The organism is Lysobacter hankyongensis, assembly GCF_039543145.1.
Taxonomy (GTDB): domain Bacteria; phylum Pseudomonadota; class Gammaproteobacteria; order Xanthomonadales; family Xanthomonadaceae; genus Lysobacter_I; species Lysobacter_I hankyongensis.
This window is the reverse complement of the sequence record NZ_BAABJE010000001.1, coordinates 1-15338: the sequence shown is the minus strand read 5'-3', so window position 1 is coordinate 15338 and position 15338 is coordinate 1. Positions and strand designations below refer to the sequence as shown.

The following is a 15338-nucleotide window of genomic DNA, read 5'->3' as shown; positions in this document are numbered from 1 at the left end:
CGCCGTCAGTGGTCGCGACGCACCGCGTAGCGGGCGAGGCCGCGCAGCGCGGCCACCGCGTCGTTGTCGTTCAAGCCGTCCAGCGCCCGCTCCGCGGCATCCGCGTAATCCTCCGCGCGCGCGCGGCTGTAGGCGATGCCGCCGGTCGCGGCGATGGCGGCGAGCACCTCCGGCATCGCACCGACATCGCCGTGTTCGACGATCGTGCGCAGTCGCGCGCGGGTGTCGGCGTCGCTGTGGCGGATCGCATGGATCAGCGGCAGCGTGGCCTTGCCTTCGGCCAGGTCGTCGCCGAGATGTTTGCCCAGCGCGGTCTCGTCGGCGCTGTAGTCCAGCACGTCGTCGGCGATCTGGAAGGCGTAGCCCAGGGCCATGCCGTAGTCGTGCAGCCGCTGCTGCGTCGCCGCGTCCGCGCCGGCGAGCAGTGCGCCAGATCGGGTGGCGGCGGCGAACAGCACCGCGGTCTTGCGTTCGATCACCTTGAGGTAGGCGGGCTCGTCGGTGTCCGGATTGCGCACGTGCAACAGCTGCAGCACCTCGCCCTCGGCGATCGCGTTGGTGGTGTCGGCGAGGATCTTCATCACCGGCATGCGTTCCAGTTCCACCATCAGCTGGAAGCTGCGCGAATAGAGAAAATCGCCGACCAGCACGCTGGCGGCGTTGCCGAACAGGGCGTTGGCGGTCTTGCGTCCGCGGCGCAGGTCGGATTCGTCGACCACGTCGTCGTGCAGCAGGGTGGCGGTATGGATGAACTCGATCACGGCCGCCAGTTGGTGGGCGTCGGCGCCGCCGTGGCCCAGGGCCCGGGCCGCCAGCAGCAGCAGCATCGGGCGCAGGCGCTTGCCGCCGGCGGCGATGATGTGCTCGGCCACCTGGTTGACCAGGACCACGTCCGAAGCGAGGCGGCGGCGAATGAGGGCGTCGACCGCGGCCATGTCGGGGGCGGCGAGGGCCTGGATGGCGGGCAGGTCGAGCGTGGCGGGCGCCGGTGTCGCTTCCATGGGGGGTCCAGACGGGCAGGACCCTCATTATAGGTGGCCGGGCATGGGCCCGGGCCGGCATGGATTCGGGGAATTCCCACCCGGAGACGGGGAGAAGCCCGATGGCGAGGGGCCGGCTATAATCGGATATTCGTCGCCACCATCGGCGACTCAGCAGGAACTGTTCATGGCACGCGGCGTCAACAAGGTGATCCTGGTCGGCAACCTCGGCAACGATCCCGAAACCAAGTACACCCAGGGCGGCATGGCCGTCACCAAAATCAGCCTCGCGACCACCTCGGTCCGCAAGGACAAGGAAGGCAATACCCAGGAGCGCACCGAGTGGCACCGGGTGACCTTCTTCGGCAAGCTCGGCGAGATCGCCGGCGAATACCTGCGCAAGGGTTCGCAGGTCTACGTCGAAGGCTCGATCCGTTACGACAAGTACACCGGCCAGGACGGCACCGAACGCTACTTCACCGACATCATCGCCGACGAGATGCAGATGCTCGGCGGCCGCTCGGAAGGCGGCGGCGGTGGCGGTGGCAGCGAGCGTCCGGCGCGCGCACCGCGGCAGGAAGGCGGCGGTGGCGGCTATGGTGGCGGTGGTCGCAGCGGTGGCGGTGGCGGCTACGGCGGTGGCGGTGGTCAGCGCCAGCAGCCGGCATCCAGCAGCCCGCCGCCGATGGACGATTTCTCGGACGACGACATTCCGTTCTAAGACCTATCGGCGACCCCTCCGTCGCATCGCATCGGAAAACCCGCTCGCCCGAGCGGGTTTTCCGTTTCCGGCGCGGTCATGGCCCGATCCTGTCGCTTGCGGCCACCGCGATGGTCGTTCGCATCGATGTGTGCGGTAATGCTTGTGGCCGCCTCACGGTCCCGCCGGTTCGTCCCATTGGCACAGATGCAGCAGGACGCCCGTCGGGTCGTGAACGAAGGTCACGCTGGCGCCGTATGCCTGCCTGACCGGGGGTTGCACGCGCGCGTCCGGGAAGTCGCCGTCGCGAAGGACCGAGGCCGCATGCCGATACCAGGCGTGCGCGTCTTCGACGGTGATGTGAAGCATGGTGTTTTCGGCGACATCCTTCAGGTAGTAGTCCTGGATGTAGAAATGCTGCCGTTCGCCGAGCCGGACGAGCGCGATGCCCGGGCCGACATCGTGAGTGTCCCAGCCGAGTGCGGCGTAGAAGCGTTTCGAGACCGAGAAGTCCTTCGCGGGAATGAAGGTGCGGACGTCGGACACGTTCAGATCGGACATGGTCGTCTCCTCGACGCATCGGAAGGGAGCGCCCATCGCGGCGGACGCATCGGCCGGGTGGTGTGGGTGCGCGGCAGGTGCGGTCGACAGTACGCGCGGAGTCCTGGGAACACAAGGCGGTGAAATCGCCGAACACACAGAAAGTGAGTCGGGCGCTCGCCCTCGTCGGCCAGGCCTGGAAAACGACTTCCGATCGCGGGGGCGGATCCGGCAGGACGAACGGGTGCCGATCCGCAGTTTGCCCCAATCGCGTGCGGAACGTCTCTTGGGTCGTTTTGCGACGATGGGTTCCGCCTGCGCGGAACCCATCGCACCGTCCTGCAGCGACGTGCATGTCGGACACGCGCTTCAGCCGAGTACGGTCGAGGTCCAGATTTCGTTCTCCTGACCCTTGTCCCAGGGCCACAGGCCGACCTTGGTGCCCGGCGGCCACGAACTGCCGAACGCATTCATGTTCAGATCGGTGTCGCGCGCGGACTGCACCGCCGCACCCTTGGCGCCGAGCACGTTGAAGGTCTGCGCATCGTTGTACTGCGACTCTACGGCGCTCAGGATGATCGCCGCGCCCTTGTCGACCGATTTCGGCGCAGCGTACAGATTGCGGCCGGGGTTGTAGAGGATCGAGGCGTTCGACGCCGGGTTGAATACCCAGGTCCACTGCTGATCGGGGTCGGCGGCATTGGCGGTCATCACGATCAATTGACCGCCCGGCCCGAGGTTGTTCTTGTCGATGGCCAGGGCAAGGCCGTTGCCCATCGTGATCTGGAAGAGAATGCTGCTCATGTGGACTCCGTTCCGCGTGAAGGTACGCGTGACTGGCGCCGGGATGGCGACCGGGCCGAACGCTATCATCGGAAGTCGCGCGATCAAGCGGGTTCCGCGCCCATGGCGGACGCCGAACGAACGCGCATTCTGTCGACATCCGGCGGCGAAGGCGCTCCGGCCGCTCTTCGCGACAGCTTCGCATTTCCCTTGTTTTCAGGGCGAATGCGGATCCATGGCGATTCCTCGGCGATGCGGTCCCGCTTGCGTGCGATCCGGAACGGCGTGAGTTTTTTTCGTCTGCACGGCCCCGATCGCGCACCGCAGAGACACCGGAACGACCGCTCGCATCGCCACGGTTTCGTCGCGTCGAGGTCGATTCTGCGCGATTGCAAGATCGCATGCGACCGTGCCGGGGACTCGTGCCGGGGACGCATCGCGCGCATGCGCGCGAAGGCGCACGGTGGCCGACCTGCGTCGGATGGCGATCCGAACGGCGATGCCTCGAACGACGATGACCCGAACGACGACGGGCTCAGCGCACGCCGGCCTGATCGAGATAGGCGTCAAGGCGGTCCAGGTCGTCGCGCTTCTGCGCTGCGCTGGCGAAACTCGCGTTGAAGCTGTTGCGCGCCAGGGTCGCCGCGTGGCTGGCATCGAGCCCCAGCGCGTCGAATGTCTCCAGGAAGTTCTGGTTCAGATAACCGCCGAAGTAGGCGGGGTCGTCGGAATTCACCGTCGCGATGAGCCCGGCATCGAGCAGCGCGCGCAGGTTGTGTTCGGCCAGGGTCTTGAACACGCACAGTTTGATGTTGGACAAAGGGCAGACCGTCAGCGGCACGCCTTCTTCGGCCAACCGCTTGACCAGCGCGGGATCCCTCAGCGCCTGCACGCCATGGTCGATGCGTTCGGCCTTCAGCACGTCCAGCGCGCTCCAGATGTAGGCCGGAGGACCTTCCTCGCCGGCATGCGCGACCGCCCGCAGACCATCCTTTCGCGCCTGGGCGAAGACTCGCGCGAATTTCTCCGGTGGATGGCCAACTTCGCTGGAATCGAGGCCCACGCCGATGAACTTGCCCCGATGCGGGCGCGCTTCTTCGTACGTGGCCAGCGCGTCTTCTTCGGACAGATGGCGCAGAAAACACAGGATCAGTTCCGCGCGCACGCCCAGCTCGATCTGCGCGCGATCGCAGGCCCGGCGCAGGCCGTCGATCACCGTGGCCATCGGCACGCCGCGCGCGGTGTGCGTCTGCGGGTCGAAGAACAGTTCGCTGTGCAGGATGTTGTCGGCCTTCGCGCGCAGGAAGTAGGCCCAGGCCATGTCGAAGAAATCCGCCTCGGTCAGCAGCACGCTGGCGCCGGCGTAATAGATGTCGAGAAAGCTCTGCAGGTCGCTGAAGGCATAGGCCGCGCGCAGCGACGCGACATCCGGATAGGCGAGGGCGACCTGGTTGCGTTCGGCCATCGCGAAGATCAATTCCGGTTCCAGCGAACCCTCGATGTGGATATGCAACTCCGCCTTCGGCAGGCCGCGCAGGAAATCGGGGAGTCGTTCGGCGGAGACGGCCATGCGGAGTTCCTTGTCTGGATGACGCGAGTCTGCCCGAAGCGCGGGCGGACGCCTAGCCGCGGGCCGAAAAAATCTCCCCTCTCGGAGCCTCTTCGAAATCTCCGGCGCGCACATCGGTCGATACCGTCTCGATCACGCACGGCGCAAGTCCACGCGTCCGCCTGCGATCGTGCTCTCTGCGAGCGGTCCTGGATGAAGTCGGTGAAGCCCTTGTGGGAGCGACGGAAGTCGCGACGCTTTTCCGGGGAGATGGCCCCGCCATTCGGGTGTTGGCATCCCGCAGCCCGTCGCGACTTCCGTCGCTCCCACAGGGGTTGCGATGGACATGGCTGGCAGGCCACCTGTTCCGCCTCGCCGCCGAGATCCGCATTGACCATGCGTGGGCCCGCCATGGAACTCGCTCTTGCCAGGACGTAACATTCGGCCATGACGACTTCCAATACCTTTCGCCTGAACGGCGAAACCCGGTCGCTCACGGAGAGCGATCCCCGCGAGTCCCTGCTGCGCTGGCTCAAGCGGCAGCGTCAAACCGGCACCAAGGAGGGCTGCGCCGACGGCGATTGCGGCGCCTGCACGGTGGCGTTGATCGAGGCCGATGGCGTCGGCGGGTCGCGCTATGTGGCGGTCAACAGTTGTCTGCTGCCCGTCGGTGTCCTGCCGGGGCGCGAGGTGCTGACCGTGGAGGCCTTGGCCGAAGGCGAGACCCTGCATCCGGTGCAACAGGCGCTGGTCGATGGCGCCGGCTCGCAATGCGGCTACTGCACGCCGGGATTCGTCATGAGTCTGTTCGTCGGGCTGCACGAAGATGCGCTCGATGATCACGCGATCGCCGGCAATCTGTGCCGTTGCACGGGCTACGGGCCGATCCGCCAGGCGGCGCGACGGCTGGCGACCGACGCGCCCGCCGATCCGCGCTTTGCCGCACTGCGCGCGCAACCCAGATCTGCGCTGCCGGCCGCGGACCTGCAGCATTTTTTCAGTCCCGCCACCATCGACGACGCGCTCGCGCTCAAGGCCGAACATCCGCAGTCGGAATGGTTCGCCGGCGGGACCGATCTCGGCGTGCATCTGAGTCATGGCCAGTCGATCGCGCCAGTGCTGATCGTGCTGGACCGGATCGGCGAATTGCAGCATCTGAACATCGAAGACGATCGCGTCCGGATCGGTGCCGGCGTGCCCTTGAGCCGGTTGCAGTCGGCACTGCAGGGCCTCTTCCCGGCCATCGATGACATGCTGCCGTGGTTCGCCGGCCTGCAGGTGCGCAATCGCGCGACCCTGGGCGGCAACATCGGCAGCGCATCGCCGATCGGCGATCTGTTGCCGGTGCTGCTCGCGCTGGATGCGGTGATCCATCTGCACGGTCCCGATGGCGCGCGCGATATCGAAGCGGCCGACTATTTCGTCGCTTATCGCAAGACCGTGCGCCGCCCCGACGAACTCATCGTCGCGGTCACGTTGCCGCGTCGCGCCGACCTGCGTTCCGGCTGCGCCAAGGTGGCCAAGCGGCAGACCGACGACATCAGCATCGTCGCGGCCGCGTTCGCGCTCGGGTTCGACGACCGCAACAGGGTCAGCCATGCGCGCCTGGCCTACGGCGGCGTCGCCGCCATGCCCGTGCGGGCACGGAAGACCGAAGCGCTGCTGACCGGGCGAACGCTCGACGATGAAACCCTCGCCGCAGCGGCGGCGCAGTTGCGCACGGAGTTCGAGCCGCTCAGCGATCATCGCGCCGGCAGCGAATACCGTCGCGCGCTCAGCGCCAATCTGTTCCTGCGCTTCGTCGCGGAGCTGCAGCCATGAGCGCGTCGCCCGCCTCCTTGCGCCACGAGAGCGCCGTCGGCCACGTCACCGGCCGCGCGATCTATACCGACGAGCAGCGCCCACCCAGCGGCATGCTGAGCGTGTACCCGGTGCAAGCGCCGCACGCGCATGCGCGGATTCTCGCCATCGATACGACGGTCGCGCTGGCCATGCCGGGTGTGCACGCCGTGTTGACCGCGAGCGACGTGCCGGGCGAGAACGACACCGGCCCGATCTTCCACGACGAGCCCCTGATGCCGTCCGACACCGTGATGTTCCACGGTCAGGCCGTGGCCTGGGTGGTGGCCGACGACGAGGCCCTGGCGCGCGCCGCGGCACAGCGGGTGTCGGTGACCTGCGAAGCGCTGCCGGCGCTGCTGAGCATCGAGCAGGCGATGGCCGCGCAGGCGTTTCATCTGCCGCCGGCGCGGGTCGCGCGCGGCGATGCCGGCGCGGCGATGGCGCGCGCGCCGCTGCGGTTGTCCGGGCAACTCCAGATCGGCGGTCAGGATCATTTCTATCTCGAGACCCAGGCCAGTTGGGTCGAGATCGATTCCGAAGGCACGGTGCAGATCGTCTCTTCGACACAACATCCCACCGAAACCCAGATCATCGTCGCCCGCGTGCTCGGGCTGCCGGCGCATCGGGTCGTCTGCCGCAGTCTGCGCATGGGCGGCGGCTTCGGCGGCAAGGAAACCCAGGCCAATCCCTATGCCGCGATCGCCGCCTTGGCCGCGTACAGGACCGGTCGCCCGGTGCGGATCAAACTGAGCCGTGGCCTCGACATGCAGATGACCGGCAAACGGCATCCGTTCCTCGGTCGTTACGAGGTCGGTTTCGACGAACGCGGCCATCTGCTGGCGCTGAAGGTCGAGCTGATCGCCGATGGCGGCTGGAGCTGCGACCTGTCGCCGCCGGTGCTGATGCGCGCGATGGTGCATGTCGACAACGCCTACTTCGTGCCGGATATCGAGATCACCGGCCTGATCGCGCGCACGCATCTGGCTTCCAACACCGCCTTTCGCGGATTCGGCGGCCCGCAGGGCATGCTGGTCGGCGAAGAAGTGCTGGAACGCGTCGCGCGGCATCTCGGACTGCCGGCGCACGAAGTCCGCGAGCGCAATTTCTACCGTCCTGCCGCCGATGGGCAATTCGATCGCAATCAGACCCACTACGGGCAACCGGTGGTCGACAATCATCTGCCGGCGCTGTGGACGCAGTTGCTGCGCGACAGTGCGTTCCTGGCGCGCCGCGAAGCGATCGAGGCCTTCAACGCCGGCAGCCCGCAGCGCAAGCGCGGGATCGCGATCACGCCGGTGAAGTTCGGGATTTCGTTCAACAAGACCGAATACAACCAGGCCGGTGCGCTGGTGCACATCTACAGCGATGGCAGCGTGCAGCTGAATCACGGCGGCACCGAGATGGGGCAGGGCCTGCACACCAAGATGCTGGCGGTGGCCAGCCGCGTGCTGGGCGTCGCCATGGCGCGCATCCGGATCATGCCGACCAGCACCGACAAGGTGCCGAACACCTCGGCGACCGCGGCCAGCAGCGGCACCGATCTCAATGGCCAGGCGGTCAAGGCCGCCTGCGAGACCCTGATCGCACGCCTGCGCCCGGTCGCCGCCGAACTGCTCGGCACGACGCCCGAACAGGTCCGCTTCGCCGACGATGCGGTGTTCGCCGACGACGGCAACGGCAAGCGCCTGCGTTTCGAGGCCGTGGTCGCCGCCGCGTACAGCGCACGCATCAGTCTGTCCTCCACCGGCTTCTACCGCACGCCGGGGCTCAGCTGGAACCCGCAGACCGGCCAGGGGCATCCGTTCTACTACTTCGCGTTCGGCGCGGCGGTCAGCGAAGTCGAAGTGTGCGGATACACCGGCGTGCACACGCTGCGCCGCGTCGATCTCCTGCACGACGTCGGCGACTCGCTGGCCATCGCGATCGATCGCGGCCAGATCGAGGGCGGTTTTGTACAAGGCCTGGGCTGGCTGACCTGCGAGGAACTGCGCTGGAACGAGGCCGGCAGGCTGCTCACCGACGCGCCCAGCACCTACAAGATCCCGACCGTGTGCGAAGTGCCGGAAGATTTCCGGTTGACGCTGTTCCAGCGCAGCGAGCCACCGACCACGCAGGTGATCTTCGGCAGCAAGGCGGTCGGCGAACCGCCCTTCATGCTGGCGATGAGCGTGCGCGAGGCACTGCGCGAAGCGGTCGCCGCGTTCGGCGACGCTGGCGAAATCAGCGAAGTCCCTCTCGGCGCGCCGGCCACGCCGGAAGCGATCCTGACCGCCATCGAGCGCGTCCGCGGGGGCGTCGGCCCTTGAACGAACGCCTGTTCGCGCGCCTGCAGGTCCGGCTGGCGACGGAGCCGGTGGTGCTGGCCAGCGTGCTGGAGACCCGCGGCGCGACGCCGCGCAAGGGCGGCAGCCGGATGTTGATCGGCGCCGGCGGAAGCGAGGGCAGCATCGGCGGCGGCATGGCCGAGGCGCAGGTGATCGCGGCCGCCAACGCCCTGCTGCAGGAGGCGGGGCGCAGTGCGGTGGTCGAGATCGATCTGACCGGCCGCCAGGGCGCCGCCGGCATCTGCGGCGGGCACATGCGCATCGGCCTGCGACGCTGGCAGGGCGCCGACGATCGCCTGCGGGTGGCGTCGATCGCCGAAACGCTGGCGATTGGCAACAGTTTCATGCTGGAACGCGACGACCTCGGTGGCGGTGAGCCGCAGACGATCGAGCCGCAGACGATCGAGCCGCAGACGATCGAGCCGCAGACGATCGAGCCGCAAAGGATCTGGCCCGATCCTCGTCTGCTGATCGTCGGTGCCGGTCACTGCGGGCTTGCGCTGCACGATCTCGCCAACACGCTCGATTTCGATGTGTGGGTCCACGACGAGCGAAGCGATGAGCTCGCGAAGTTCGATCGCGCCACCCGCCTGTCCGGTCCGTTCGATCTGCTGCGCGACGCGTTGGACACGCCGCGCGAGGTGTTCGCCGTGCTGTTGAACCGCGATTTCCGATGCGATGTCGACGCGCTGCGCACCTTGTGCCAGCGGCCACCGCGCTACATCGGCATGATGGGCAGCGCCCGACGGATCGGCGAGGTGCGCGCCGCGCTGCCCGAACACGCCGCGGCGTTGGCCGCACTGCGCGCACCGGTGGGCCTCGACATCGGCGCCCAGACGCCGCACGAGATCGCGATCAGTATCCTCGCCGAGTTGATCCAGCTGCGGTCTGCGTCGGATCGCTGAGTGGGCCCGGCCGCCTCCGCGGCCACGGGAAGCGGCTAGGCAAACGAGGGGGTTCCGGTCTTCGCGGTGGAAATCGCGAAGCCCGGCACATACGATCGGATGCGGGGGCTGATCTTGCCGAACGGAGCATGCCGAACAGAGCATGCCGAACGCGGCGGGCAGCGCATCCGCGAACCGGGGGGATGACGACACGCGATCGGATTCGCAGGCGCATGCCGTTGCGTCCGGCATCGGCATGTTCCGTGGGCACGCGGCCACGGCATGGCCGCGCGCGAAGCGTCTCGCCGGTCTTTCGAACATGGACTTCAAGACAAGGAACTTCGCATGAATCACGACGATACTTCGCACGCCGCGCAGACTCAGGCGCAAGGCGCGGACACCGGCTGGGACTTCGCCAGCCTCTACGGCTTCGATCCGAACTCGTCACTGGGCAACACGCCGAAGGGCTGCCTGGTCGCGGACGTTTTCGGCAATCTGTACGGCGTCACCAACGTCGGCGGGTTGACCGACGGCGACCCCTCGGGGCACGGCGTGGTGTTCCGGCTTGCGCCCAGCGAGAACTCGCCCATCTGCACCACGTATACCTATTCCGTGCTGCACCATTTCAACGGCGCGGACGGCGCACGCCCGGTCGGTGGCCTGTTGGCGACCGACGGCGGTCGGACCTTCTACGGAACGACGGCCGGCGGCGGCGTCACCGGGAACGGTGTGGTTTTCCGGCTGTCGCTGTCGGGCGACGGCAGCGTCCACTATCTCCCTCTCTACAATTTCCAGGCGATGCATCTGCCGCCGAGCACGCCGGCGACGAATCCCGACGGCGCGGCCCCGACCGCCCGTCTGGCCATCGATGCGAGGGGCGTGCTCTACGGCACCACCAGCGCCGGCGGCGCGAACGGCGGCGGGACGGCCTTCATGCTCACCCCCGACAAGAGCGCTTTCGTCTTCACGAAACTGCACGATTTCTCGGCCCCCACCGGGTACGACGACAATACCGGCGCGCTCACGCTGGATCCGGAGGGAAACCTCTACGGGCTGAAGCAGTTGGGTGGCGCGAACGCGGCCGGCGAGTTGTTCGCGCTGTTCCGGTCTCCGCTGGGCGGTTACGTCTACGACACGCTCTACAGCTTCCCGATGAGCATGCAGACGGCCGCGATGCCCACGGGCGATCTCGCGATCGATGCGCGGGGTCGCCTCTACGGCACCACCTATTCCGGAGGTTCGAACTGGTCCGGCTCCGTCTTCATGGTGGATTTGTCGTCCTCGCCGCCGCAGTTCGACACGCTGCACGATTTCGACATCGCCGCGTCCGGCGTCGCCTGTCCGCTTGCCGGCGTGGTCCTCGATGCCGATGGCAACGTGTACGGCACCGCCAGCGATTCCGACGCCAACGGCGCGGTGTTCATGCTGAAGAACAACGGCGACGGCAGCTACACGTATTCGACGCTCTTCGATTTCGTCGACAGCAACACGCAGGGCAATTCGCCAGAGAACAATCTGATCTTCGATGGCAACGGCAATCTCTGCGGTACCACCGTCGAAGGCGGCGGGAGCGACGGTGGGACCGTGTTCAAGCTCATCGACATCAGGACCGCGAAGGGCGCCGCGGTGTGGGAGGATGGCGTCATCCTGGGCGTGACCATGATCATCGGCGGGCAGGGCTACACCTCGGCGCCGAGCGTGCGGTTCGACGCGCCGGGCATCGGCATGACCGCGCAGGGCGTGGCCGTTCTCACCGATGGCGTGGTCACCGCCGTGCAGATGACGAACAACGGCAGCGGCTACACGTTCGCGCCGCAGGTGCATTTCTCGTCGCCGTGATTCTGTCGCCGCGACGCGGCGTTCGCGCCGTCCGGGACGCGGCTTCCGCGTCCCGGTCCGGATGAAGTCGACCATTGCGGGCGATCACGCGCACCGCACGCCAGGCGAATGGTCAGTATTCCCGCGGAAACAGTGGGTGTCCCGAGCTTACTGTCCCGTCTCCGATCTTTCCGCCGCCATGCCCGACATCGACAGTCGGTAGAGCGCGCCGGGGAAGTCGGTCAGCGCGACCTGGGTCGAGTTGGTGTTGGTGCCCACCGTTTCCCACAGGCCGGTATTGAAGTTCAGCCGTTCGACCCGGGACCACCACTTGTTGAAACTGACCGTCGACGATGCCGGCTGATCGATGCTGCGCCGCGCGAAGAACACCATGGCGCTGCTGTCCGCATTGAGCCCGTACTCCCCGGCGACGATCTGGTTCGTGGGCAGCCAACCGATCAGTTCGCCCGTCGGGACCGACAGGAACGGCGCCACGAAGCGATGATGGGTCCGCGATCCGAGCTGCGCCTGGATCTGTCGGGTGTAGGCGTGCGTATTCAGCGCATCGACCGCAATGTCGCGGCTGTCGTTGCTCGCGGTCAGCATGCCGTGATGCATGGCGCCGGAGATGGTGTCGTCGTCGTGGCTCAGGAAGTTGGCGAACTGGCGTCCGCCGAACACGAAGAACCAACTGGTGTACCAGCGGTGATGGTGGAAGTTGGTGGGATGGAACGAATAGGGCGGCGCCGCGGTGCGGAAATTCTGCAGGTAGGCGACCGGTTTCAGGCCGCGGGCGCGGGCGACGTTGGACACGGCGCTCATGCCTTCGGTCATCACGAACTCCCGGCCTGCGGGGCATTGGGCCAGATGAAGATCGAACACATAGATGTTGGTCGCCAGGAAATCGGGGCGGATGCTGTCCGCCGCGGCGACCACATAGGCGAGGTGATTCGACGCCACCGTCTGCGCTGCGGTCGGGTTGGTGATGCCGCCGGCCGCGCAGCTCACGCCATACTGCGCCGGCGCCATCGCGTCCGGTACCGCCGCCGGGCCGCCGGGCTGCATCTGATTGGAATAGATCGGCAGCAGATTGACGAAGATCTTCATGCCGGCGGTGCGCGGATCGTTCCGCAGACAAGTGGCCTGCGCGCCGAGATTGGCCAGATCGCGCTGCAGCGGCTCGTCGGTGAAATGCAGGCCGGCATAGGCGTTCGGGAAACGTTTGCGCAGCGGGGCGATCTCGGCATCGATGCGATCATGGGTGTAGGCGCCGCAATCGAACGTTCCCCCGGGGTACTGCGGGCGCACGGCACCGATGAATTCCCAGTGCTCGTACGTGTAGAACTTCAGCCCGGCGTCGTCGATCGCCTGGGCGATCACCATCATCTCGTCCAGGGTCGCGGACGGAATCAGGACATTGCGCGCGCCGGCATCGCGCAAGGCGGCGACCGCCTTCGCCGCGGCGACCGGATTGGTCAGATAGCAGTGCGGTTGATGTTTGGCCGGCGGGCAGGACAGTTGCGAGGACATGAACACGAATGTGTCGTCCTGCGACTGCGCCCGTACTTGTCCGGACAGCCCCGACCACGCCAACGCCAGGGCGCATGCGGGCAACGTCAAGTGTCTGAATCGCATTCCTTGTCTCCATCGTGGGCAACGCGCCCGGTTCGGGCGCAACCGTTCCTGCGGAAAAAGCGGCGGGACAGGATCATCTTGCCGCAACAAGGAGGTCGGATCGAGCCGGCGACTTTTCAAGCGAATTCGTACGCGCATCGATTTCGCGGCGGACGCGATTTCGCCCGTGGGCGACCCGCATCGTCGTGATGTGTTCCGTCCGTCCGGCCTCGATCGCGCACCGCTGAGACACCGCAACGACCGCCCGGATCGCCCGGATGTCGTCGCGCCGCGGCCGATTCCGCGCGCACGCGGGAAGCGGTCGATGTCCCATCCCGTACGTGCTTCGTCGACCGGAGGACTTGCTACGATGCCTTCTCCGTTCTTCAGACCGCTTCCGATGGATGACGCGCTCATCGCCTTCGCCGCCAACGCCATTCGCGAATACCTGCGCCAACGCCCGGAGAGCGCGGACACGCTCGAAGGCGTTCACGATTGGTGGATCCGCTGGCCCGGCATACCGGAATCGCCCGCGTTGACCGGGATCGCCCTCGAACGGCTCGAAGCCTCGGGTGAAGTCGAGCGGGTCCAGATCGGAAATCGCGTGCTCTGGCGTCGACGGCAGGTCGCGGACGCCTGATCTCGTCCCGCCTATCGGGGCATTCAGTCGCGACGAGCGTGAGCCCGCCCCGAGGCGCCGGGAAGCCGCATGCAGGCTGCCCGATCCATCGGGCGTGCGGCATCGTCGCCGCAACGATGCCGGCGACGGTCGCTCCGGCCGCATGCGCGTTTTCCCGGGAAAATCCGGCGATCCGACCAAGCCTTCATGCTGGCATGGCTCTTGCGGCCGACTCCATGGATGCCTTCGCATCCGTCATGACAGGAGACCGCAATGACCACGCCCCAAGACCTCGAACGCGCGCTTTGGAAAGGGATCGAGAGCGATCGCACGCTGATGCTCGGCCTCGACGGCCACGACGACGACCACATGCGGCCGATGACCGCGCTGATCGAGGACGGCAAAGGCCCGATCTGGATCTTCACCTCCGCCGACAACGGCATGGTCGTGCGCCTCGGAGGCGGTTCGGCCAGGGCAAGGGCCTGCTATGCGGCGAAAGGGCACGGACTGTTCGCCTGCATCGATGGGCCGATCGAGGTGGACAACGATCGCGAGATCATCGATCGACTCTGGAACCCCTTCGTCGCCGCCTGGTACGAAGGCGGCAAAAGCGATCCGTCACTGCGCCTGCTGCGTTTCGACGCCGAGCACGCCCACGTCTGGCAGAACGAATCCACGCTGATGGCCGGGATCCACCTGCTGTTCGGCCGCGATCCCAAGAAGACCTACGCCGACAAGACCGCGGAAGTCGATCTGCGCTGACGCGGAAGACTCCGCGGATGAACGATCCAGGGCACGCGGAGCGCGGTCTCCGCGTGCTCAGTCTCCGATCGGTACCGTGAATTCGCAGATCGTCGCCGGTCTCGCGATCATCCGCGGGTCGTCCGACGAAAACGTCGCGTCGCCGCTGGGATAGTCGTCGCCCGCATTCTCCGGCGGGCACAGGGTCAGGCTGGCGCGCGGCGCGTCTCCGGGATCGAGCCGGCCGCCATGGAAATCGCTGACCGCGCCGCCGTAATCCCATTCGAACCCGTAGAACGCGAAGGGCTTGCCGTTCATGGCCTGCAATTCCGTGCTGCCCAGCCCGATCCGGATGCCGTCCGCGCGGGTCCAGAGGCTTTTCGGCGCGCGGATGCGCAGCATCGTCGGATGCGCATTGGCCTCGTCGAGAAACACGTCCGCCGTTCGCGTCGGATCGTCCGGATACACCACCCAGCCCGCTAGGGTTTCGCCTTCGGCACCGTCCAGCGCCTGTTCGCGCACGTTGTTCGCACCGAGGCGCGCCTGCGCGGTCGCGAGCGTGTCGTCCGCCGCGAGCAGCGCGTCGATGCCGGGCGGCTTCGTCGCGGCGGGTGTCGATGCGGGTTCGGGGGCGGATGCCGATGCGGATGCCGCACCGGTCTGCGATGCGGAGGGCGTTGCCGGCGCCGTGGGTTCGGTCGATGGGCCGCCGCAGGCGGACAATGCGGCAGCGAAGATCAACAGGGGCAGGGGACGGGTCACGTGGAACGCTCCGGAGGCGACGTTGGTGAAGGGCTAGCGTGCTTTCGCAAGCGTACGCGATGCCGGGCGTGTTCGTTGCACGGCGCTTCCGGCGTCGGGTTCAACTCCGTCCCATGTGTTCTTGACCTGCGTACGGATTTTGTAGCCACTCAAGCGGTGAGTCCTGTGGTGATGGTATCGGG

At 67.0% G+C, this 15338-nt stretch carries 13 protein-coding genes; 7 read left to right on the top strand and 6 right to left on the bottom strand.

Translation table 11 applies throughout. The features are described 5' to 3' along the window. Positions 1-5: 5 nt before the first annotated feature. Positions 6-1001 (bottom strand): polyprenyl synthetase family protein, encoded by a 996-nt coding sequence (locus ABD974_RS00065; protein ID WP_345301235.1) that lies wholly within the window; start codon positions 999-1001, stop codon positions 6-8. Between the two features lie 166 nt (positions 1002-1167). Between ABD974_RS00065 and ABD974_RS00060 the strand changes: the two genes are divergently transcribed. Next, positions 1168-1701: a single-stranded DNA-binding protein gene (locus tag ABD974_RS00060; protein ID WP_345301234.1), complete on the top strand. Its 534-nt coding sequence runs from the start codon at positions 1168-1170 to the stop codon at positions 1699-1701. Positions 1702-1854: 153 nt separating this feature from the next. Here the strand turns inward: ABD974_RS00060 and ABD974_RS00055 are convergent, their stop codons facing one another. The 3 genes from ABD974_RS00055 to ABD974_RS00045 form a co-directional block, all read right to left on the bottom strand. Further along, complete coding sequence (locus ABD974_RS00055) at positions 1855-2241, bottom strand: VOC family protein (protein WP_345301233.1); 387 nt, start codon at positions 2239-2241, stop codon at positions 1855-1857. 348 nt (positions 2242-2589) lie between these two features. Further along, positions 2590-3024, bottom strand: a complete 435-nt coding sequence (locus tag ABD974_RS00050; RefSeq protein ID WP_345301232.1) for an RICIN domain-containing protein — start codon at positions 3022-3024, stop codon at positions 2590-2592. Positions 3025-3538: 514 nt separating this feature from the next. After that, complete coding sequence (locus ABD974_RS00045) at positions 3539-4573, bottom strand: adenosine deaminase (protein ID WP_345301231.1); 1035 nt, start codon at positions 4571-4573, stop codon at positions 3539-3541. A gap of 426 nt (positions 4574-4999) precedes the next feature. Between ABD974_RS00045 and ABD974_RS00040 the strand changes: the two genes are divergently transcribed. The 4 genes from ABD974_RS00040 (at position 5000) to ABD974_RS00025 (ending at position 11441) form a co-directional block, all read left to right on the top strand. Further along, positions 5000-6373 (top strand): xanthine dehydrogenase small subunit, encoded by a 1374-nt coding sequence (locus ABD974_RS00040; RefSeq protein WP_345301230.1) that lies wholly within the window; start codon positions 5000-5002, stop codon positions 6371-6373. Continuing rightward, complete coding sequence (xdhB, locus tag ABD974_RS00035; RefSeq protein ID WP_345301229.1) at positions 6370-8700, top strand: xanthine dehydrogenase molybdopterin binding subunit; 2331 nt, start codon at positions 6370-6372, stop codon at positions 8698-8700. Before ABD974_RS00040 ends, xdhB begins: the two co-directional genes overlap by 4 nt. Next, positions 8697-9623: an XdhC family protein gene (locus ABD974_RS00030; protein ID WP_345301228.1), complete on the top strand. Its 927-nt coding sequence runs from the start codon at positions 8697-8699 to the stop codon at positions 9621-9623. The genes xdhB and ABD974_RS00030 overlap by 4 nt, the downstream gene beginning before the upstream one ends. Positions 9624-9947: 324 nt before the next feature. Continuing rightward, positions 9948-11441, top strand: coding sequence for a choice-of-anchor tandem repeat GloVer-containing protein (locus tag ABD974_RS00025; RefSeq protein WP_345301227.1), 1494 nt, complete (start codon positions 9948-9950; stop codon positions 11439-11441). A 147-nt stretch (positions 11442-11588) separates the two neighbouring features. Here the strand turns inward: ABD974_RS00025 and ABD974_RS00020 are convergent, their stop codons facing one another. Next, the gene (locus ABD974_RS00020) at positions 11589-12950 is read right to left on the bottom strand and encodes a hypothetical protein (protein WP_345301226.1); all 1362 of its coding nucleotides are present in this window, start codon (positions 12948-12950) and stop codon (positions 11589-11591) included. Here ABD974_RS00020 and ABD974_RS00015 point away from each other — a divergent pair. Together ABD974_RS00015 and ABD974_RS00010 are read left to right on the top strand one after the other, a co-directional pair. After that, entirely contained in the window at positions 12949-13674 is a 726-nt protein-coding gene (locus tag ABD974_RS00015; RefSeq protein WP_345301225.1) for a hypothetical protein, read from the top strand. The genes ABD974_RS00020 and ABD974_RS00015 overlap by 2 nt on opposite strands. Positions 13675-13926: 252 nt before the next feature. After that, positions 13927-14415, top strand: a complete 489-nt coding sequence (locus ABD974_RS00010) for a pyridoxamine 5'-phosphate oxidase family protein (protein ID WP_345301224.1) — start codon at positions 13927-13929, stop codon at positions 14413-14415. Between the two features lie 57 nt (positions 14416-14472). Here the strand turns inward: ABD974_RS00010 and ABD974_RS00005 are convergent, their stop codons facing one another. Beyond that, the gene (locus tag ABD974_RS00005; RefSeq protein WP_345301223.1) at positions 14473-15156 is read right to left on the bottom strand and encodes a hypothetical protein; all 684 of its coding nucleotides are present in this window, start codon (positions 15154-15156) and stop codon (positions 14473-14475) included. Between the last annotated feature and the right edge of the window lie 182 nt (positions 15157-15338).